At 73.9% G+C, this 19,662-nt stretch carries 17 protein-coding genes; 8 read left to right on the top strand and 9 right to left on the bottom strand.

All coding sequences use genetic code 11. The features are described from left to right. Positions 1-2,877, bottom strand: a complete 2,877-nt coding sequence (locus DEJ46_RS05170) for a glycoside hydrolase family 2 TIM barrel-domain containing protein (RefSeq protein ID WP_150264384.1) — start codon at positions 2,875-2,877, stop codon at positions 1-3. Positions 2,878-3,150: 273 nt separating this feature from the next. Here DEJ46_RS05170 and DEJ46_RS05165 point away from each other — a divergent pair, with 273 nt between their 5' ends. From DEJ46_RS05165 to DEJ46_RS05150, 4 genes are all read left to right on the top strand, one after another. After that, positions 3,151-4,242 carry a LacI family DNA-binding transcriptional regulator gene (locus DEJ46_RS05165; RefSeq protein ID WP_223834515.1) on the top strand — a complete coding sequence of 364 codons (1,092 nt, stop codon included), beginning with the start codon at positions 3,151-3,153 and terminating at the stop codon, positions 4,240-4,242. Continuing rightward, positions 4,223-4,762, top strand: a complete 540-nt coding sequence (locus DEJ46_RS05160; RefSeq protein WP_150264383.1) for a SigE family RNA polymerase sigma factor — start codon at positions 4,223-4,225, stop codon at positions 4,760-4,762. Before DEJ46_RS05165 ends, DEJ46_RS05160 begins: the two co-directional genes overlap by 20 nt. Further along, positions 4,762-5,448, top strand: a complete 687-nt coding sequence (locus DEJ46_RS05155) for a hypothetical protein (protein WP_150264382.1) — start codon at positions 4,762-4,764, stop codon at positions 5,446-5,448. Before DEJ46_RS05160 ends, DEJ46_RS05155 begins: the two co-directional genes overlap by 1 nt. A 157-nt stretch (positions 5,449-5,605) precedes the next feature. Next, the gene (locus DEJ46_RS05150; RefSeq protein WP_150264381.1) at positions 5,606-6,202 is read left to right on the top strand and encodes a hypothetical protein; all 597 of its coding nucleotides are present in this window, start codon (positions 5,606-5,608) and stop codon (positions 6,200-6,202) included. Positions 6,203-6,216: 14 nt separating this feature from the next. Here the strand turns inward: DEJ46_RS05150 and DEJ46_RS05145 are convergent, their stop codons facing one another. After that, positions 6,217-6,699 (bottom strand): hypothetical protein, encoded by a 483-nt coding sequence (locus DEJ46_RS05145; RefSeq protein ID WP_150264380.1) that lies wholly within the window; start codon positions 6,697-6,699, stop codon positions 6,217-6,219. A gap of 127 nt (positions 6,700-6,826) precedes the next feature. On the opposite strand from DEJ46_RS05145, the gene DEJ46_RS05140 reads away from it, so the two are divergent. The 4 genes from DEJ46_RS05140 (at position 6,827) to DEJ46_RS05125 (ending at position 11,246) form a co-directional block, all read left to right on the top strand. Further along, positions 6,827-7,171 carry a PadR family transcriptional regulator gene (locus DEJ46_RS05140; RefSeq protein ID WP_150264379.1) on the top strand — a complete coding sequence of 115 codons (345 nt, stop codon included), beginning with the start codon at positions 6,827-6,829 and terminating at the stop codon, positions 7,169-7,171. Next, positions 7,168-7,878, top strand: a complete 711-nt coding sequence (locus DEJ46_RS05135) for a permease prefix domain 1-containing protein (RefSeq protein WP_150264378.1) — start codon at positions 7,168-7,170, stop codon at positions 7,876-7,878. Before DEJ46_RS05140 ends, DEJ46_RS05135 begins: the two co-directional genes overlap by 4 nt. A gap of 100 nt (positions 7,879-7,978) precedes the next feature. Beyond that, positions 7,979-9,652 (top strand): rhamnogalacturonan lyase B N-terminal domain-containing protein, encoded by a 1,674-nt coding sequence (locus tag DEJ46_RS05130; RefSeq protein ID WP_150264377.1) that lies wholly within the window; start codon positions 7,979-7,981, stop codon positions 9,650-9,652. 91 nt (positions 9,653-9,743) lie between these two features. Beyond that, positions 9,744-11,246, top strand: a complete 1,503-nt coding sequence (locus DEJ46_RS05125; RefSeq protein ID WP_150264376.1) for a carboxylesterase/lipase family protein — start codon at positions 9,744-9,746, stop codon at positions 11,244-11,246. Between the two features lie 51 nt (positions 11,247-11,297). Here the strand turns inward: DEJ46_RS05125 and DEJ46_RS05120 are convergent, their stop codons facing one another. From DEJ46_RS05120 to DEJ46_RS05090, 7 genes are all read right to left on the bottom strand, one after another. After that, a complete protein-coding gene (locus DEJ46_RS05120) occupies positions 11,298-12,464 on the bottom strand; it encodes a pectinesterase family protein (protein WP_150264375.1) in 1,167 nt (388 codons plus the stop codon). A 93-nt stretch (positions 12,465-12,557) separates the two neighbouring features. Further along, the gene (locus DEJ46_RS05115) at positions 12,558-13,853 is read right to left on the bottom strand and encodes a polysaccharide lyase family 1 protein (RefSeq protein WP_150264374.1); all 1,296 of its coding nucleotides are present in this window, start codon (positions 13,851-13,853) and stop codon (positions 12,558-12,560) included. A 2-nt stretch (positions 13,854-13,855) separates the two neighbouring features. Next, complete coding sequence (locus tag DEJ46_RS05110) at positions 13,856-14,686, bottom strand: rhamnogalacturonan acetylesterase (RefSeq protein WP_190622445.1); 831 nt, start codon at positions 14,684-14,686, stop codon at positions 13,856-13,858. Continuing rightward, positions 14,683-16,023: an ABC transporter substrate-binding protein gene (locus DEJ46_RS05105; RefSeq protein WP_150264372.1), complete on the bottom strand. Its 1,341-nt coding sequence runs from the start codon at positions 16,021-16,023 to the stop codon at positions 14,683-14,685. The genes DEJ46_RS05110 and DEJ46_RS05105 overlap by 4 nt, the downstream gene beginning before the upstream one ends. A 72-nt stretch (positions 16,024-16,095) precedes the next feature. Next, entirely contained in the window at positions 16,096-17,646 is a 1,551-nt protein-coding gene (locus DEJ46_RS05100; protein WP_223834514.1) for a glycoside hydrolase 43 family protein, read from the bottom strand. After that, positions 17,643-18,494 carry a PmoA family protein gene (locus DEJ46_RS05095; protein ID WP_150264371.1) on the bottom strand — a complete coding sequence of 284 codons (852 nt, stop codon included), beginning with the start codon at positions 18,492-18,494 and terminating at the stop codon, positions 17,643-17,645. The genes DEJ46_RS05100 and DEJ46_RS05095 overlap by 4 nt, the downstream gene beginning before the upstream one ends. Next, complete coding sequence (locus DEJ46_RS05090) at positions 18,491-19,654, bottom strand: Gfo/Idh/MocA family protein (RefSeq protein WP_150264370.1); 1,164 nt, start codon at positions 19,652-19,654, stop codon at positions 18,491-18,493. Before DEJ46_RS05090 ends, DEJ46_RS05095 begins: the two co-directional genes overlap by 4 nt. Positions 19,655-19,662 lie beyond the last annotated feature (8 nt).

Here is a 19,662-nt window from a genome sequence, read left to right as displayed (position 1 = left end):
CTAACCGGCCAAGGGGGTGAAGGTCAGGGCGAACGTCGCCGCGGCCGCGTCCAGCCGGTACTCCGGCAGCACACCCGGTCCGCAGGACTGGGAGCCGATGCCGTGCTGGGCGTGGTCCAGGTGCAGCCAGAGCGTGTCGCCCGCGACCAGGTCGGTGTCGTGGGCGGCGGCGTCCAGCTGCTCGGTGGTCCAGCGGCGGGCGGTGAACGCGAAGGCGGGATCCCCCTCCACCCGTACGCCCCCCGTCGCCCCGTCGAGCTCCAGCCAACGGGTGTCGATCCGGGCCCCGTTCTCCTGCGGTCGCAGGTACGGGGTCCGGAGCGCGTCCACCGCGGACTCCCAGCGGCCGAGCCGCGCGGCGGCCCGGGTGTCGGGGTATGCCTCGCCCGGCCCGGCGCCGTACCAGACGGCCCGGTCCAGGGCGGCCGGCAGACCGAGCCGGACCCCGAGCCGGGGCAGCGGCACCCGCCACTCGCCCTCGGGGACGACCTCGACACCGAGCCGCAGCGCGGTGCCGTCCGAGGTCCAGCGGTACGTGGTGCGCAGCCCGACGTCCCGGGCGGCCGGCGCCACCCGTGTCCGTACGGTCAAGGAGTCGTCGTCCAGGGAGACTTCGTCGATGCGGTGCCGCATCCGGTGCAGCCCGAGCTCGCGCCAGAGCCGCCCGTGGCGCTCGTCCGGCTGCCAGGGCGCGCCCTCGTCGTTGTCCGTCGGTGCCCGCCACACGTCGAGGCGCGGCCCGGTGACGGGGAGGGGGCCCAGGGTGAGGGGCTCGCCGGTGCGGGCGTCGAAGACCGCGGGGCCGAGGGTGATCCGGTCGGCCGAGCGGGCGGGCCGTGCACGGGCCGCCTTCCGCGGCGAGGGGGCCGGCGCGGAGACGGGGATCTGCCCCCAGGCCACCTCGTGCCCGGCCGGCGCCCACGCCGTGTCGCGCGCGAGCAACACGCGGACGGCCCACAGGGTTTCGGCGCCCGCCGGGTGTGCGGGCGCGTCCGGCAGGGACACCCGCGCGCTCGCTCCGGCGGCGAGCGGCGGGACGTCGAGCGGGCCGGTGGCGAGGGTCTCGCCGTCGGCCAGGAAGGACCAGGTGAAGGCGAGATGCGCCAGATCGACGACGTCGTGGCCGTTGGCCACCCGCACCGAGTTCTCCGGGCCGGGGGTGATCCGTACCGGCTCGATCACCTTCTTGTACTCCACGAGCCCCGGCGACGGCGTCCGGTCGGGGAAGAGCAGCCCGTCGCAGACGAAGTTCCCGTCGTGCACCTCCTCCCCGAAGTCGCCGCCGTAGCCGTGGCCGTGCACCGGGTGGACGAGACCGTGGTCGATCCACTCCCAGACGAAGCCGCCCTGGCAGCGCTCGTAGGTCTCGAACAGCCGCTGGTACTCGGAGAGTCCGCCCGGGCCGTTGCCCATCGCGTGCGCGTACTCGCAGAGGATGAAGGGGAGTTCGCGCCGTTCCTCGGGTCCTTCGTCGGCCCGGCGGCCGATCTCGTCGACCTCCGCGTGCGTCGGGTACATCCGCGAGTAGAGGTCGGTGTCCGCGCAGGAGCGGTCGCCCTCGTAGTGGACGAGCCGGGACGGGTCGCGGTCGCGGATCCACCGGGCCGTCGCGGTCAGTCCCGCGCCGGTGCCGCATTCGTTGCCGAGCGACCAGACGATCACCGACGGGTGGTTCTTGTCCCGCTCGACGAGCCGGGCCGCCCGGTCGAGCAGGGCAGGGGTCCAGCGCTCGTCGTCGACCGGATTGCCCCGCCAGGCCAGGTCCTCGAAGCCGTGGGTCTCCAGGTCGCCCTCGTCGATCACCCACAGCCCGTACGTGTCGCACAGGTCGAGGAAGGCCGGGTGCGGCGGATAGTGGGACGTGCGGACGGCGTTGATGTTGTGACGCTTCATCAGCTCCACGTCCTCGCGCATGGTCGCGAGGTCCAGGCTCCGGCCGTGCTCCGGGTGGAACTCGTGGCGGTTCACGCCACGGAAGAGGATCCGGCGGCCGTTGACCTTCATGACGCCACCCTCCACGGCCACGGTCCGGAAGCCGATCCGCAGCGGGATCCGCTCCCCGCCGGCCGTGAGCACGCCCTCGTACAGCCGGGGCGCCTCGGCGCTCCACGGCTCGACCGGCACGTTCGCCGCCTCCCCGGTGGCGAGGTCGAGACCGAGCTCGGGCACGGTGACGCGGCCGGCCACGTCGCACTCGACGCGCAGGGTGCCGGTGCCGGTGGCGTGCTCGTACGAGGCGTGCGTGAAGAAGTCGCCGGGGGCGCCCGCCGGCCGGTGCAGCAGGGTCACGTCACGGAACACGCCCGGCAGCCACCACTGGTCCTGGTCCTCCAGGTAGGAGCCGGAGGACCACTGGTGGACGCGGAGTGCGAGGACGTTGTCCCGGTCCCTCAGGAGGTGTCCCACGGCGAACTCGTGGGCCAGCCGCGAGCCCTTGAACTCGCCGAGCTCCGTGCCGTTGAGCCAGACCCGGGCGCAGGACTCGACCCCGTCGAGGCGGAGGACGGCCCCGCCGCCCGCCGGCCAGTCCTCGGGCAGGTCGAAGCGGCGCAGATGGTCGCCGGTCGGGTTCTCGGTGGGGACACGGGGCGGGTCGACGGGGAAGGGGTACTGCACATTGGTGTACGCGGGACCGCCGTACTCCTTCTCCTTGCCCTGGAGCACCCAGTGGCCCGGGACGGTGATCGCGCTCCAGCCGCTCGCGTCGAAGTCCGGGGCGGCGAAGGAGTCGTCCTCGGCGTCGGCGGTGGGGGAGAGGCGGAAGCCCCAGGAACCGTTCAGGGAGAGGGTGGCGGCGTCGGAACCGGCGTACCAGGCGCGGGGCGGGAGCGTGCCGCGGCCGGGGGAGAGGTCTTCGTACCAGGGCAGGGCGTCCATGGTGCTCCTGACGGAGTGAGTGAGAGACGTGTGCGGGAGGGAAAAGAGAGGTCAGTGATGCAGAAAGCGCTTTCCGTCCGAGATCCATCCCATCGCGCTGCAGGCCGGCGCACAACCCCGCGCGGCCGTCGGGCCCTTGGACTCTTCACGACCCGCCTGGACAGCTCGTCGAGCAGCCGCTTAGGGTCGGGACCCGGATCAACGGGCGGCCGCCCGAAACCACCACCGTCGGGCGGATGCCCGGAACACCGGGAACTGCCGAGGAGCGCGCACGTGGTCACCCTCGCCGATGTCGCCCGCCATGCCGGGGTGTCGGCCAGCACCGTCAGCTACGTGCTCAGCGGCAAACGCTCCATATCCGCCCCCACGCGCGAGCGGATCCAGGACAGCATCGACGCCCTCGGCTACCGGCCGCACGCCGGCGCCCGCGCGCTCGCCAGCAGCCGGACCGGCATCCTCGCCCTGATGATGCCGCTCCGCACCGGCCTCTACGTGCCGGTGATGATGGAGATCGCGATGGCCGTCACCACCACCGCCCGCTCCCACGGCTACGACGTGCTGCTGCTCACCGGCGAGGAGGGCCCCGAGGCCGTCCGCCGGGTGGAGGGCAGCGCCATCGCCGACGCCATGATCGTCATGGACGTCGAACTCGACGACCCCCGGCTGCCCTGTCTCCAGGAGGCCGAGCGCCCCTCCGTCCTCATCGGGCTCCCCGCCGCGTCCGCCGACGCCTGCTCCTCGACCGGGCTCGACTGCGTCGACCTCGACTTCGAGGCGGCCGGCGCGCGCTGCGTCGAGCACCTAGCGGGCCTCGGCCACAGCGGCATCGCCGTCCTCGGCGAGCCGCCCGCCGTCTACGCGCGCGGCACCGGCTTCGCCGCCCGCACGCTCACCGGGCTGCAGGCCGCCGCCGACGCGCACGGCGTCGGACTGCTCCACCGGCCCGTCGAGGGCACCTACGCGGCCGTCGCCGCCGCCGTGACCCGGGTCTTCGAGGAACGCCCCGGCACCACGGCCCTCGTCGTCCAGAACGAGGCCGCCGTCGAACCGCTGCTCGCGCTCCTGCGCCACCAGGGCCGCGCGGTCCCCGAGGACGTCTCCGTCGCCGCCATCTGCCCCGACCAGGTCGCGGTCCACGCCTCCGTCCCGCTCACCGCCGTCTCCGTACCCGCCCAGGAGATGGGCCGGCTCGCCGTGGAACGGCTCGTCGCCCGCCTCGGGGGAGAGGCCGCGCGCGGTACGGAACTGATCCCGCCCCGCCTGACCCAGCGCGCGAGCACGGGGCCGTCCCCGGCCCACCGGTCCGCCGGGACCGAATCTCCGGTCGCTTCCGCCGAGGGCCGTCGTGGTCACGGTGGACGCTGACGCCGACGACAGCGCGACGGAGTTCCGGGCCTTCTTCGCGCGCCACTACGCCGAACTCGCCCGCCTCGCGCACCTGCTGACCGGCGAGACCGACGCGGCCGACGACCTCGCCGCCGACGCCATGCTCGCCCTGTGGCACCGCTGGGACCGGGTCCGCGCGGCCGACCACCCCGCCGCCTACGCCCGCGGTGTCGTCACCAACCTCGTCCGCACCCGGATCCGGGGCACCGTGCGCGAGCGGCGCCGGATCGCCGCCTTCTGGGACCGGCGCCCGGACCACGTCGAGGACCCCGACGTCCCGGCCGTCCTCGACGTGCGGACGGCGCTGCGCTCCCTGCCCTTCCGCAAGCGCGCCTGTGTGGTGCTGCGGCACGCCTTCGACCTCTCCGAGCGCGACACCGCGCTCGCCCTGGGGATCTCGGTCGGTACGGTCAAGAGCCAGACAGCCAAGGGGATGGCCGAGCTCCAGCGCCTCCTGGGCGACCGGGCCGCCGCCGAACTCGTCGCGGGGAGGCGTTGATGGACGAGGAGCAGCTGCGCCGCGAGCTGCGCGAGGCCGGGCTCGCCCACCAGCCCGACCACGCCCGCATGCTCGCCCGGGTGGAGCGGGGCCTCGCCGTCCCGTCGCGGGCGTCCCGGCGGCCCCGGGCGGCCGGCCCGAGGGCCGTCCCGTGGGGCGGCAGGCGCTGGACGGCCGCCGTGGCCGTGGCGGTGGCCGTCGCCGGGGTGGTGGGCGTCGGCGGACTCGCCGTGACCCAGCTGGACCGGGGGCCGGCCGCGCCCGCGTCGCCCTTGCTCGCTCCGGGGCCGGTGGCCGCCGCGGCGGGCACCATCGACCCCGGCAGCAACCGCTGGTGGGCGCAGGGCGATCTCGCCGTGACGACGGAGACGCCGGTGTCGGGCCTCGTCGTCGACGTGCGGGTCGCCCGCACGGCCGGCGTCGTGAGCACGGGCCACTGGCGTACGCGCCCGGCCGAGGACTTCACCGTCACGGTCACCGAGGAGCCGGGGGCCCTGCTCTACCGGTGGACCCTCAAGCCGGGCCGCACGGTCCCGCCGGGCCGCCACGTCTTCGCGGTCCAGTACAACCACGCCGAGGGGGTACGGGACGCCTCGGCCGACACGTACACCGTCGTCCTGACGGGCGGCGACGGCGGCCGGGCCACCCTCCGCGGCGGCTTCGGAGGCGCGACCCCCGCGAAGTGACGGCCCTTGCGAGGTCCCCTGCTCCTCCGGGCGTACCGCCGTCCCGGCCGTGCGGGGGAGCGGGTTCGGTCCGGGGTGTGATTCCCGGGCGGAGCCCGTCCGGGATCGTCGGGAGCGAACGGGCCGCCCGGCGGCCCACCGCCCCGGAGGGCCCGGCATGCAGCAGCAGCGAATCAGGCAACCCGAAGTGCCGTCCCCCGGCCACGCCGGCGACCCGGGCCGGTTCCGGGCCGCCTGGAGGTCGGCCCACGCGCCTGCGCCGGGGGTGTCCCGGCGGACGCGGCTCCTCGCCTGCGCCGTGCCGTTCACCGTCCTCCCGGCGAGCCTCTGGCGGCTCCCCGCGGCCTTCGACGCCGGGATCGGGATCGGGGAACGGCTGTACATCGTCTTCCTTTCCGTCTTCTCCGAGGCCGTCGCCTTCACCGCGATCGGGCTGATCGCCCGCTGGGGCGAAGTGGTCCCCGGCTGGGTCCCGTTCGTGCGGGGCCGCCGGATCCCCCCGGCTGCGGTGCTCGTCCCGGCGGCCCTCGGCGCCACGGCCCTCACGCTCCTGTGGACCGTGCTCACCGCCTTCACCGAGGTCATGGGCACCACGATCCGGGGCGACGCCCTCCCCGCGGACTTCCCGAGCGAGGCCGGCGGCTGGGAGGCCGCCTCCTACTACGTCTGCTACACCCCGCTCGTCCTGTGGGGCCCGCTGCTCGCCGTCCTCACCGTCGCGTACGGCAAGCGCCGGCTGCGGACCCGTGGGTGACGTGTGGCCCGGGGTCAGACGCCCGTCGTGGAGCCGGGGCGGACGATCATCAGGACGACCACGACCGCCCACAGGAGGTTGAACACCCCGGTGAGCATGGCCAGTCGGGTCGCCACCGGCCGGGCCTCCGCCTCGGGGGCCGCGCCCTCGGCCAGGGCGAGCAGACGCCGCTGGCCGGGCAGGACGGCCGTGCCCAGGAGGCCGGCGGCGAGCGTGGTCAGCACCATCGACACGATCAGCCAGGCATCGGTCAGGACGCCGAGCTGGGCGCCGGTCGCCACGCCGAAGACCGGGACGACGACACCGGCGACGGCGTATGCGGTGCAGACGCGGTGCAGGACCACGGCCGTCCCGGTTCCCCCGGACGGCCCCTCCTCCCGCTCCCCGCCGCCACAGGCCCGGAGCGCGACGCGGGGGAACATCGAGGCGGCCACGGTGATCGCCCCGACCGTGACGATCGCCACCAGGACGTGGACGGACAACAGGAATTCGGTCACGGCGCATGCCTCCGCACACAGGAGCTGGAGCTGGATGAGACCGGCAGTCGCCCGATATGTTGGCTGCCAATACGTTGACCCCCTATGCATACACTGCCTACCGGTCTCTTGGGTAGGCTGCCTACCTATGAAGGCGGATGCGGTACGAGGGCACCTGGACGGGCTGCTGCTCGCGGTGCTCGAAGAGGGCCCGCTGCACGGATACGCGATCATCTCCGCGGTCCAGCAGCGCAGCGGCGGCGTGCTCGAACTGCGTACGGGCACGATCTATCCGGCGCTCCAGCGGCTGGAGCGGCTCGGACTCCTCAGCAGCAGCTGGCAGTCCACCGGCGAGCGGCGCCGGCGCTGCTACGAGCTCACCGAGGCCGGCCGGGAGACCCTGGCGGGCGAGCGGACGGCGTGGAGCGAGTTCACCGCCGCCATCGGCTCGGTCCTGAACCCGACCACGCCGCCGCCCGGGCTCGCCACATGACCGCCCCCGGCACCGACCCGCGTGACCCGCTCGACCCGGGTGACCCGCTCCACGCGTACGCCGCCGAGCTCGCCGCCGCCCTGCACGGACCGGCCCGTGCGAAGGCCCGGCTGGTCGAGGAGATCCGCGGCGGACTCGCCGACACGGCGGACGCCCACGCCGAGCGGGGCGGCCCGTACCCGGACGCGGTCCGCGCGGCGGTGCGGGAGTTCGGGACGGTCGAGGAGCTCGTACCGAGCTGCCAGCGGGAGCTGACCCTCGCCCAGGCCCGCCACACCGCCCTGGCCGTCACGCTCACCGCGCCCTTCCTCATCGCCTGCCGGTACCTGGCCGTCACCCCCGCCGCCGACCCGACGGGGTTCGTCCCCCGCACCGCGCAGCTGCTCGCCGCACATCTGGCAGGAGTCGCGATCGGCGCCGCACTGCTCTCCGCCGCGACGCTGGCCGTCACCGGCACGCTCGCCCGCCGGCTGCCCACCCCGCCCCGGCTGCCGCTCCTCGTCGCCTGGGCCGGCACCACCGCCGGGGTCGCCATGGCCGTCACGACGCTCGCGCTCGCCGTCGCCTCCGCCCTCGCCACGAACTGGCCGCTGCTCGCCTGCGCCGGAGCTCTCGCGGCGGCCTCGCACGCGGTCGTGGCGACCTCGGCCCGCGCCTGCCGCCGTTGCGCCCGCCTCCCGGTCTCCCGGACGGCGCGCACCGCCTGACTCCGGCGTCGTACGGGGGCAACCCTTCCGCGGCCGGTGGCGACCTAGGGACAACCGGGAGCCGCCCCGTACCCCCTCGTACCGAAGGAGCCGCACGCCGATGCGCTCGTACGACGACACCACTTCCCCGCACCCCGTCCGCCGCCGCACCCTCCTCGGCGCAGCGGCCGCAGGCGCTGCCCTCTCCGCCGTCGAAGGCACCGCCGTGGCAGCGGGCTTCGGCTGGAGCGACGACGGCACGCAGTACATCGTCGACACCGGCGCCGGACTCGTCTTCAAGGTCTCGAAGTCGACCGGGGACCTCACGTCCCTCGTCTACAAGGGCACGGAGTACGAGGGCTACGGCGGCAAGCACTCGCACGTCGAGTCCGGCCTCGGCGCCTCCACCGTCACCCTCGCCCAGACCGGGTCGACCGTCCTCGTCACCGTCGTCCACGGCACGCTCCGCCACTACATCGCGGCCCGCTCCGGCCTGAACAACGTCTACCTGTGGACCGACAAGGCCGACACGTCCTTCACCGCGACCCGCTTCATCGCCCGCCTCAAGCCGGGGATCTTCCCCAACGCGGGCCCCGACTCCTGGGTCGAGGGCGCGGACACCGTCATCGAGGCGGGGGACGTCTGGCAGCGCGCCGACGGCCACACCCGCTCCAAGCACTACTCCGGCGTCCGGGTCATGGACTACGACACCGTCGGGTACACCACCGGCTCGGTCGGCCTCTGGATGGTCCGCTCCAACCACGAGAAGGCCTCGGGCGGCCCGTTCTACCGCTCCCTCCTCCGCCACTCCAACGAACTCGGCGTCGGCCTGTACGAGATCCTCCACTACAACCAGTCCCAGACGGAGGCGATGCGCTTCGGCCTCCAGGGCCCCTACCTGCTGGCCTTCACCGACGGGGGGACGCCCTCCCCGGCGCTCTTCGCCGCGAACCACGACACGTCCTGGGTCGACGACCTCGGCATCCCCGGCTGGGTCGGCGCCGCGGGCCGCGGCAGGGTCGCGGGCGTCGGCCTCGCCGGCATGGACGCGGACCACCCGTACACCGTCGGCTTCGCCAACGCCGCCGCCCAGTACTGGACCCGTGCCACCGCAGGCACCGGCGCCTTCTCCTGCCGGGGGATGCTCCCCGGCACCTACACCCTCACCGTCTACAAGGGCGAACTCGCCGTCCACACGGGCACGGTGACCGTCACCGCGGGCGCCGCCACGGCGCTCCACACCCTCACCCTCACCAACGACCCGAGCACCGCCCCCGCGATCTGGCGGATCGGCGACTGGGACGGCACACCAGGCGGGTTCAAGAACGCCGCCCTCATGACGTACGCCCACCCCGCGGACGTCCGGGCCGCCTCCTGGACCGGGAACGTCGTCCTGGGAGCCGGCGACGTCGCCGCCTCCTTCCCCTGCTACCTCTGGAAGGACGTCAACGACGGCCTACTCGTGTACTTCAGGCTCACCGCCGCCCAGGCAGCCGCCGCGCACACCCTCCGGATCGGCGTCACCACCGCCTTCCTCAACGGACGGCCCCAGGTCACCGTCAACGACTGGGTCTCCGCGATCCCCTCGCCCCCGGCCCAGCCGTCGACCCGCTCGCTGACCACCGGCTCGTACCGGGGCAACAACCACACCTTCACCTACGTCGTTCCGGCAAGCGCCTGGAAGACCGACCCGAGCCAGTACAACGTCCTCAGGCTGAGCGTCGTCAGCGGCTCCACCGGCACCGGCTTCCTGAGTGCGGGCACCGCGTTCGACTGCGTCGACCTGCTGCCCTGAGGAGCGGGCGCCCGCATTGACATCAGCGATGTGTGAATCGTCATGATCTTGGTGTTGGTGCGGGCGAGGGGCCGGATGACACGCTTGACCCATGGACATCTTCAAGACGACACACGGTGCGGTACGGGGCTTCCGGGCCTCCGCCGACGTCGTCGCCGTGCTCGGAATCCCCTACGCCGCACCGCCGTTCGGTACCCACCGGTTCCGGGAGCCGGCCCCGGCGGCCCCGTGGACCGGCGTACGGGACGGCACGGCCTTCGGCCCCGTCGCCCCCCAGTCGGCGGAACTGCCCGGCTCGCCCGTCTGGTCGCCGGGGGACGAGGACATCCTCACCGTCAACGTCTGGACCCCGGCGCCGGACGGCGGTTCCCTGCCCGTCCTCGTCTGGATCCACGGGGGCGCCTACACCTTCGGATCCTCGGCCCAGCCCGACTTCGACGGCGATGCCCTCGCCCGCGCCGGACTCGTCGTCGTGACCGTCAACTACCGGCTCGGCTTCGAGGGGTTCGGGCACGTCCCCGCCGCCGGCGGAACCGCCCACCCCGACAACCGGGGCCTGCTCGACCAGGTCGCGGCCCTGCGGTGGGTGCGGGAGAACATCGCCGCGTTCGGCGGCGACCCCGGCAACGTCACGGTCGCCGGCCACTCCTCCGGGGCAGCCTCGATCGCCTGCCTCATGGTGATGGACCGAGCACGCGGGCTGTTCCACCGCGCCGTCCTCCACAGCCCCGCCAGCCCCTGCTACACACCCGGCATCGCCGCCGCGACCACGCGCGAGGTCGCCGCCGCGGCGGGCCGCCCCGCCACCGCCGAGGGCCTGACGGCGGCGACGCCGCAGGACCTCGTCACCGCGTCCGACCGGGTGGTCGAGGACTACCGGCGCGATCCCGCCTCCGGGTCCCGCCACTACGACCCCTCGCTGTACGCCCCCGTCCTCGACGGGGACATCCTGCCCACCGACCCCCTCACCGGCATCGGGGAGGGCGTGGGCCGGGACGTGGACCTCCTCGTCTGCCACACCACGGAGGAGTACTGGCTGTTCGATGCCGTCGGCAGCTGCGCGAAGGTCACCACCGGAGAGCAACTGGACCGCTTCGCCGAGGACTTCGGCATACCCGCAGGACTGGTTGCCGGCTATCGCGCCGCGATGCCGGACGCGCCGGTGCTCGACGTCTACCTGACGGTCTTCGGCGACCTCCTGTTCGGGGAGTACGCCTGCCGGCTCGCCGAGCGGCACGCCCGGACCGGCGGCAGGACGTTCCTGGCACGCTTCGACCGCCGGCGCACCGGGCCCGGAGGAGCCGTCCGGGCCTGGCACTGCGCGGACGTCCCCTTCGCCTTCGGCGCCGTCGACAAGGACTGCGCGGCTTTCCTCATCGGCGGCGCCCCCACCTCCGCCGACCGCGACCTCGCGGACCGGATGGTGGGCGCCTGGGCCGGCTTCGCCGCGACCGGAGAGCCGGGCTGGCCGTTGTTCGACGGCTCCACCGGGCGGGCCGAGGTGTGGCGGACCGACGACACCGACGAAGGCGACGGGCCCGCCCCCCTTCGCACGCTCTGGGCCGGGGCGGACTTTCCCCTCCTGCGTCCGTGAACGACGAAGCACCCGGGCCCCGTCCGGGCCCGGGTGCTTCGCGTGTCCCCGTCAGGTGCGGGGCCTGCGGGGGATCCAGTCGCCCAGATACGTCTCCCGGGTCGCCGTCGCGGCCGCGACGGCGTCGAGCTGGGGGCGGTTCTCGGGGACGGTGACCGTCGCGCCCCGGCCGGTGTTGCGGTACTCGGCGAAGCGCTGCGCCTGCCACGGGTGGGCGTCGCGCATGTTCGCGTACGGGGCGACGGCGTCGATCCCGGGGCCGAGGACACTGTCCCGGACCACGAGCGACGGCCGGGCGGTCGTGTCCGAGCTCGGCACCCAGGGCCTGGCCAGCTTGTAGTAGCCGCCGGGTGCCTCGCTGGTGATCCGGCAGCGCGAGGCCAGGAAGCCGTACGGGTTGGGGCCCGCCGTCGACGGGGCGAACACGAAACCGTACGGGGCGCCCGCCAGATCGGTGCGGACCAGCGTACGGAAGTGGCAGTGCTCGAAGACCGCCCGGGCCCGTCCGAAGACGAAGTCGACGTCACCCTCGACGTAGCAGTGCGCGAAGTACTGCCGGGCGAAGGACGCCAGGGACGTCGAGTCCGCGTACAGCGTGTCCTGGTGGCCGAGGAACCGGCAGTGGAAGAACGCCGAGCGGTCGCCCTGCGCCTTCAGCGCGACGGCCTGTGTGCCGGCGTTCCCGGGGAGGTCGGTGCGGAGGAAGTCGTTGGCGAACGTCACGCCCTGGGCGGTGAAGCCGTCCGCCTGCACGGTGGTCGTCGCGGAGCCGCTCGTGCCGTAGGTGCCGCCCTCGGGGCGGGGCGTGCCCGCCGCGTTGTCGTACACCACGACGACGTCCCGGGGATCCCCGCTCGCGCCGATCCAGGTCATGCCGGTGCGGGCGGCGCTCACGAGGACCGTCTCCCGGTACGCCCCGGGCGCCAGGACCAGTGTCCAGCCGGCGCCGCTCGCGGCGGTGACCGCGGCCTGGACGGTGGTGTGGTCGCCGCTGCCGCCGGGGTGCACGTACAGCGTCCGCTCGGTGAGGCGGGCGGCGGGCGAACCGAAGCGGCCGAAGGGCCTGTTCGACGGCGGGGAGGCGCTCGCGGTCGTGGCGGGCAGGGCCAGGGCGACGGCGGCGCCGAGACCGGCGGTGAGCAGGGCGCGGCGGCCGGGGGCTGCGGTACCGGGGGCGGCGCTTTCGGGGGTGGCGCTTGCGGGGTGGTGCGAGGGCATGCGGGTGCTCCTTCGCGGTGCGGGAAGGGGAGGGGGCACAGGAGGAAGGAGGCCGGGGAGGCGCGTCGGCCCCGGCCCCCTTCCGCTCGGGGGTCAGCGCAGGCGGCCGGCGCCCGCGCGGTGGTCGACGAGGGCCGGGACGGCCCTGGGGTGGTCGACACGCGTGCGCAGCGCCGGCGTCCAGCCCGCGTCGCCGCGCAGGATCTCCCCGGGGAACTGCTCGTTGTGGACGGCGAGCAGGTCGACCGGGCGGCCGTCGACGTAGTTGCCGGAGGTCGTGACCGGTGCGTCCTTCCACTTCTTCAGGATCTGCCCGGCGGGCACGTCGGCGGCGAGCGTGAACGCGTTCTTCTCGGCGACGAGCTGGGACTCCTGGCCGATGCCGAGGCTGTAGACGTAGGGCGGGCCCGCCACCACGAAGTGGTTGTTGTAGGCGTCGACCTGACCGAAGCGCACCCGGGGCGCCCGCTCCACGACCTTGTCGAAGAGGTTGTGGTGGAGGGTGACGCGGAGCTTGCCGCGGTCCGTGGCGCCCGCGCTGTCGCTGTTGCCGATCATCAGGGTCTTGTCGTGGTCGGTGAAGACGTTCCACGAGGCCGTGACGAGGTCCGCGCCGCGCACGACGTCCAGCTCGCCGTCGTGCTGCTGGTAGACCTCCCCGTAGTACGAGGGCAGCGAACTGTCCGGGTGGGCCCCGTCGGTGAAGGTGTTGTGGTCGATCCAGACGTGTGTGGAGCCGTACACGACGAGGCTGTCGTACTCGGAGTTCCACGCCCCGGTCGCGCCGTCCGTCGGGTCCCACTGCGGGAAGCAGTCGAGGGGGCTCTCCAGGGTGAGGTTGCGGACGATGACGTTGTCCACGCCCTGCACCTGGAGGCTGCCGCCGGTGATCCCCGCGTGCCTCCCGACACCCACGATCGTGGTGTTCGCCGGCACCTTCACCTTGATCGCCTTGCCCTGCGCGGTGGCCGAGGCGGCCCGCAGGTCCTCCTGGGGGCCGGTGACCTCGTTCTCGTACCCCCAGACCGCCGGATCGTAGGCGGCGAGGTAGCGGGCGAAGTCGTAGCCGGGGGCCTCGAAGGCGGCGCAGCCGTCGGCGGTGGCGTTCAGCGTGCCCCGTACCTTCACGATCCGGGGCTCGGTGCCGGGCGCTTCGAGCGCGGTGCGGAACTCCGCCCAGGTGGTGACGGTGAAGACCCGGGACGCGTCGGCGGCGGACCCGCCGGTGGTGCCGGCGCCCTCGGCCGCCCAGCCGTCGCCGGCCGGCAGGGTCGCCCTGGCCGGGTCGACGGCGGGGCGGTGGCCGGTGTGGGCGCCGGCGGCGGGCGCGGTGACCGTCAGGGCGAGGGCGGTCGCGGCCACCACTCCCAGCTGCTTGCTTCGGTTCACGGTCAGCTCTCCTCGGAAACGGGCCAGGTGATCCGGTCGGTGGGGACGGAGTCGTCCAGGCGGCACGTCTCGCGCGGTGCGAGGACGTGTGTACGGAGCAGCTCGGCGGTGACGAGGCGGGCCACCTCGATCGCGCCGGGCGGGTTGAAGTGGGTGTTGTCCTGCTCGGTCGCGGTCCAGTTGAAGTAGGTCTTCGTGGCCTCGGGGCCGAGCTCCTGCCACAGGGCGAGGGACAGCGCCTCGATGTCGAGGAGCGGGACGTCCGACTCCACGGCGGCCTCCCGCATCGCCGCCGGATAGGCGCCGTGCGTGCGCAGCGCCGTGCCGTCGGCGGCGAACTTCCGCCGCTCGACGGAGGTCGCGAGCACCGGGAGGGCGCCCCTGGCCCGCGCGCCCTCGACGAAGACCCGCAGGTTGTCCTGGTAGGTGGTCCACGGCTCGGTGTAGCGGGTGGGGTCGGCGGTCTTGGCGTCGTTGTGGCCGAACTGGACCAGGAGCAGGTCGCCGGGGCGGATCGCCGTCAGGATCGCGTCGAGCCGGCCCTCGTCGAGGAAGCTCTTGGTGCTGCGTCCGTTGACCGCGTGGTTGGCGACGGTCATTCCCTTGTGCAGGAAGAAAGGGAGTGCCATGCCCCAGCCGGTCTCGGGCGCGGCGTCGGCGTACTTCTGGGCGGCCGTGGAGTCGCCCGCGAGGAACACGGTGCGCATACGGGGGCGTCCTTTGGGAGGGAGTCCTGGGTCAGGGAGTCCTTGGGAACGGGCGCTGGACGCCCCGGCCAGGGCGAGCGCGAGGCCCGCCCCGGCCGTGACCACCGCGCGGCGGCCGACGCTCACTTCTTCTGCTGCTTCCACTCGGCCTGGGCCGCGTTCAGCTGCTCGGCGAGACCGTCGAGGAACTCCTTGGCCGTGGCCTTCCCGAGCAGGACCTTCTGGAAGCCGGCCTCGTTGTCGGCCTTGGAGATGGTGTTCCAGTCGGGCAGGTAGTACGGCAGCTGCACGATCGCGGCCTTGCCGCTGAAGAGGACGTCGGCGGCGAGCTTGGTCGGCTCGGCCTCCTGGAGCCACGCGTCCTTCGCGGCCTCTGTGTTGGCGGGGATCGCGCCGGCCGACTTGTTCCACTTGCTGTTGGACTCGTGGGAGGCGGCGAACTCGATGAACTTCCAGGCGGCGGCCTTGTTCTTGCTGGACGAGAAGAGGCCGAGGCCGTCGACCGGGTTGGAGACCTGTACGCGGGTGCCGTCGTCCAGGGTCGGGTTCGGTATGCCCCGGAACTTCTCGGTGCCGAGGGCCTTCACGTGGTCCTGGTACGAGCCCAGATTGTGGTTCAGCATGCCGATCTCGCCGCTGTCCCACTGCGCGACCATCTTGGTGAAGTCGTTGTTGACGTCGGCGGCCGGCGTCGTCCTCTTGAACAGGCCGGCGTACTTCTCCAGGGCCGCGACGTTCTTCGGGTCGTTGACCGTGGTCCTGTCGCCGTTCCAGAAGTCCGTGATGCCGCTCTGGCCGTACATCGCGTCCAGGGCCTGCGCGATGGAGCCGGCGCCGCCGCGGATCGTGTAGCCGAAACGGTTCTTGTCCTTCTGCGTGAGCTTCTCCGCCGCCGCGTAGAACGCCGACCAGGTGGTGGGCTCGGCCAGGCCGGCCGCCTTGAACAGGTCGGTGCGGTAGTAGAGGACGCCGTTGCTGGCGGAGGTCGGGACGGTGAACAGCTTGTCCTGGCCGCCGGCGGCCTTGACGCTGTCGACCATGCCGGTGTTCAGCTTGCCCTTGAGCGCGCTGTCCTCGACCCGGGCGTCCAGCGGCTCCAGGGCGTCCTGGGCGGCGATCCCGGCGAGCATGGCCGCGCCGACGCCGCCGACGTCCGGCAGGGCGCCGCCCTGGATGGCGGTGTCGTACTTGGACTGCACCTCCTTGGAGGCCACGCCGACGTACTCGACGTCGATGTCCGGGTTCGCCTTCTCGAAGTCGGCGATGATCTCCTTCCAGACATCGGTGCGGACGCCGCCGTTGTTGTCCCAGAAGGTGATCTTGCCCTTGCCCGATCCCTCCGTGCCCTGGTCGCCGCCCGCGCCGCTGCCGTCGTCACCGCAGGCGGTGGCGGTCAGGGCGAGGACACCGGACAGGGCGAGGGAGACGGCGGCTCTGCGCCGTCCGCCGGGGAAGATGGTCATCGTCGGCTCTCTTCTCTCGGGGTCTTGCGGGGATGGGGATGTGGGGGAGCTCAGAGGGGGGCAGGGGGGTGTTCAGCCGGTGACGCGGAAGTCGGAGAAGACGGCCGTCCCGGCGTCTCCCGAGCCCTCAGGCGCGCCGGCGAACAGGCCGAGCAGCGCACCGACCCAGCGCCAGGGGGTGGCGGCGAACTCCGGGCCCAGCGGGACCGGACCGTCATCGGTGCCGTGGGAGGAGTACGAGAACCGGCAGCGCGCGTCCGCCGTGACCTCGATCCGCAGCAGGACCCGGTCCCCGGCCACCGGCCGGGAGCGGGCCGCGTCCCGCTCGCGGTCGGCGTTGGCCGGGGCGAAGCGGTGCGTCAGCCGGACCGTGCCGTCCGGGGCACGCTCCAGGCCGATCCAGGCGTACGCGTCGCCCAGGACCACGAGCCCCGCGCGGGCACCGGGGGCCTCGCCGTCCAGCCGCAGCCCGACCTCGACCGCGCACGCCCCGGCCGGCAGCCGCTGTGTGAGCACGTGCGGGACGCTCCGCAGGTCGTCGAGCCGATCCGTCCGCACACAGCCGAGGCGCAGGCCGTCGCCCGCGTGCTGGGTCGCCCAGCCCTCCTCCGGGTTGGCGGTCCACTGCCACTGGCGGCCGAACCGCCCGCCGGGGAAGGTGTCGTCGACCGCGGGCCGCGACGGCGGCTGCTCCGGCAGGGCCGGCTTGCGGTGGACGCGGACGGGTGCGCCGCCGTCGCCGAGCACCGGCCAGCCGTCCGCGCCCCAGCGCATCGGCTGGAGGTGGACGAGCCGGCCGTGCGCGCCCGACTGCTGGAAGTGAAGGAACCAGTCCTCGCCGTGCGGGGTGCGCACCCAGCCGCCCTGGTGGGGGCCGTTGACGTCGGTGTCGCCCTGAGCGAGGACGGTCCGCTCCTCGTACGGGCCGTGGAACGACCGCGACCGGAAGGCGCCCTGCCAGCCCGTCGCCACGCCCCCGGCCGGGGCGAGGATCCAGAACCAGCCGTCGTGCCGGTAGAGCTTCGGGCCCTCCAGGGTGAACCAGCCCGGGATCAGGTCGGCGTCGACGAGGACCCGGCCCTCGTCGAGGACCTTCGTGCCGTCGGGGCTCATCCGGTGCCCGGTGAGCCGGTTGTTGAACCCGGCCCGGGACTTCGCCCACCCGTGGACGAGGTACGCCTCGCCGGACTCCTCGTCCCACAGCGGGCAGGCGTCGATCAGTCCGAGCCCCGACTTCACCAGGTGCGGGGCGGTCCACGGCCCGCGTACCGAGGGGGCGTTGACCTGGTAGATCCCGTGGTCGGGATCGCCCCAGAAGATCCAGAACCGGCCGTCGTGGTGCCTGAGCGAGGGGGCCCACACCCCGCGGTCGTGCCGGGGCGCGGTGAACGCCGGCGCCGGTTCGAGCCGCTCCAGGGCGTGGCCCACGATCGTCCAGTTGACCAGGTCCCGGGAGTGCAGCAGCGGCAGACCGGGCGCGCGGCCGAAGCTGGACGCCGTCAGGTAGAAGTCCTCGCCGACGCGGACGACGTCCGGGTCCGACCAGTCGGCCGCCAGGACCGGATTGCGGTACGTGCCGTCGCCCAGGTCGCCCGTGGGGGCCGGGCCGGCCGGCCGGGTCACGAGGCCACCGCCTTGCGGATCAGGGCGGCCGCGCCGGACTTGTCGAGCCGGCCGTCGGCCACGACGGTCACCACGCGCCGTACGAAGGTCTCCCCGGCGGGCACCGGCAGCCGGCCGTCGTGGGCCAGGGACGAACCCACGCCCGGGTACTCGGCGGCCCGCACGAACCACGGGTCGCGCCGGGTCGTCTCCGTCGCCCCGGCGAAGACCAGGGTCCAGCCCTCGCCCGCGAGCGCCACCCAGTCGGCGCGGGCCCCGTGCACCGACTCCTCGTCGTCGGCGCCGGGGTCCGCGCCGAAGACCACGGGCGCCGCCGCCTCCTTGGGCGCGCGCCAGAAGAACCCGCCGTACGCGGCCCCCGGCCGGCCGTTCGTCGCGGGGCTGCCGACCGACAGGTCCCGCCCCGACACGTTCACGAGGGAGAAGGTGAGGTCGAGCGCCCAGGCGGTGTCCGTGAGGGCGACGGCCGCCACGGTCCGGTGCTCGCGCAGGAGCCGCTCACCCGCCGCCCACCAGGTCAGCTCCTCGACGAAGCCGTCCGGGTCGCACAGCTTGAACCCGTCGTGGCGCTGCACGCCGTGGTTGTCGAGCTCGACCGATCCGCGGCCCCGGACGAAGGTGCGCCCGCCCCAGAAGTTGTGGCCCGCCACGTCGGGGACGGCGACCCCCGCCCCCAGGTGGTGCGGATGGTCCTCGGGCGCGGTCTCGGTCACGACCCGCCCGCCGAGGGTCGTCACGGGGTGCAGGTACGGCCGGGGCGCGTGGTCGAGGGCCAGCGGGGGCCGGGTGGTGTAACGGGCGACGGTGCGGCCCGCGCAGCGCAGGAGGGTCGGCCGCTCGGTGCTCATCGGGCCCCCGCCCGGGCCGACGGCGCCCAGGCGGCGCCGAGTTCGGAGAAGAGCCTCAGCTCGTCGGCGCTGGCGTCGACCAGGGCGTCGATCCCGTCGACGACCCGGCGGGGCGCGCTCTCGCCGGGCTCGGCGTGCCAGTGCCCGGCGGGCACCTCCAGCGGATCCGGAGCGGTCCGAACCGCCTCGACGACCCGCATGAACGCACCGGTCTCCGCCGGGGGCACCCACAGCGGCTCGCCGTCCGTCACATGGGCGACGAGGTTCTCCAGGAGGTCGGTCCGCCCGTACTCGGTCTCCACGGGGCCGTGCCCCGCCCGCTGCACGAGGACCCGGTCCTGCCGGTACCAGAAGGTGATGCGGCCCTGGCTGCCGTGGACCACGACGTACGGCTCCGAGGACCGCTCGGCGCAGAGCGTCGCCGCCACGGTCACCTGGGTGCCGGCCGCCGTCACGACCCGTACGCAGGAGGTGTCGTCGGACTCGATCGCGTTGGCGTGGTGCAGTTCGGTCTCGATGTGCTCGACGTCCTCGGCCCGGGTGGAGCCGGAGAGCGCGAGCGCGGTGGCGACGGCGTGCGCGAGGGGGTTGGTGAGCGCCCCGTCGACGACGTCGACGCCGCCGAGGCGCCGGTGACCCGCCCAGGGCGCGCGCCGGAAGTAGGCCTCGTCGCGGACCCAGGCACCGGCGGCACCGACCCCGAGGAGTTCGCCGATAGCGCCCTCCTCGACCATCCGGCGGATCGCGGGCACCGCGTGCGAGCCGAGCGACTGGAAGCCGATCTGACAGGCCACCCCGGCCTCGGCGACCCCGTCGGCCATCCTGCGGAACTCCGCGAGCGACGGGGCGGGCGGCTTCTCCAGGAGGATGTGCGCCCCGTGCCGGGCGGCGGCGAGCGTCATGTCGGTGTGGGTCTGGATGGGCGTGCTGAGCACGGCCATCCGGGCGCCGGTCGAGGCGAGGAGCGCCTCGAAGTCGGCGGACTGCTCCGGGTCCCCGATGCCGTCCAGCTCGGCCGCGTCCAGCGGGCGCAGCTCGCAGACCCCGGCGAGGCGGACGAGGCCGCGCTCCTCGAGGCGGCGGATGTTGAGGAGGTGGCTGCGGCCGTGGCCGCGGGCGCCGGCGAGGACGACGGGCAACGGGGTACGTGCGGTGTTCATGTCTTCCT

The sequence above is a fragment of the Streptomyces venezuelae genome (assembly GCF_008642375.1).
Classification (GTDB): domain Bacteria; phylum Actinomycetota; class Actinomycetes; order Streptomycetales; family Streptomycetaceae; genus Streptomyces; species Streptomyces venezuelae_G.
This window is presented reverse-complemented; position numbering and strand designations above follow the sequence as displayed.

What these genes read in the sequence shown, in the direction of transcription:
- DEJ46_RS05170 (WP_150264384.1), bottom strand. Translation starts at nt 2,877, where the DNA reads ATGGACGCCCTGCCCTGGTACGAAGACCTCTCCCCCGGCCGCGGCACG.
- DEJ46_RS05155 (WP_150264382.1), top strand. Translation starts at nt 4,762, where the DNA reads ATGGACGAGGAGCAGCTGCGCCGCGAGCTGCGCGAGGCCGGGCTCGCC.
- DEJ46_RS05150 (WP_150264381.1), top strand. Translation starts at nt 5,606, where the DNA reads ATGCAGCAGCAGCGAATCAGGCAACCCGAAGTGCCGTCCCCCGGCCAC.
- DEJ46_RS05140 (WP_150264379.1), top strand. Translation starts at nt 6,827, where the DNA reads ATGAAGGCGGATGCGGTACGAGGGCACCTGGACGGGCTGCTGCTCGCG.
- DEJ46_RS05135 (WP_150264378.1), top strand. Translation starts at nt 7,168, where the DNA reads ATGACCGCCCCCGGCACCGACCCGCGTGACCCGCTCGACCCGGGTGAC.
- DEJ46_RS05130 (WP_150264377.1), top strand. Translation starts at nt 7,979, where the DNA reads ATGCGCTCGTACGACGACACCACTTCCCCGCACCCCGTCCGCCGCCGC.
- DEJ46_RS05125 (WP_150264376.1), top strand. Translation starts at nt 9,744, where the DNA reads ATGGACATCTTCAAGACGACACACGGTGCGGTACGGGGCTTCCGGGCC.
- DEJ46_RS05120 (WP_150264375.1), bottom strand. Translation starts at nt 12,464, where the DNA reads ATGCCCTCGCACCACCCCGCAAGCGCCACCCCCGAAAGCGCCGCCCCC.
- DEJ46_RS05105 (WP_150264372.1), bottom strand. Translation starts at nt 16,023, where the DNA reads ATGACCATCTTCCCCGGCGGACGGCGCAGAGCCGCCGTCTCCCTCGCC.
- DEJ46_RS05095 (WP_150264371.1), bottom strand. Translation starts at nt 18,494, where the DNA reads ATGAGCACCGAGCGGCCGACCCTCCTGCGCTGCGCGGGCCGCACCGTC.
- DEJ46_RS05090 (WP_150264370.1), bottom strand. Translation starts at nt 19,654, where the DNA reads ATGAACACCGCACGTACCCCGTTGCCCGTCGTCCTCGCCGGCGCCCGC.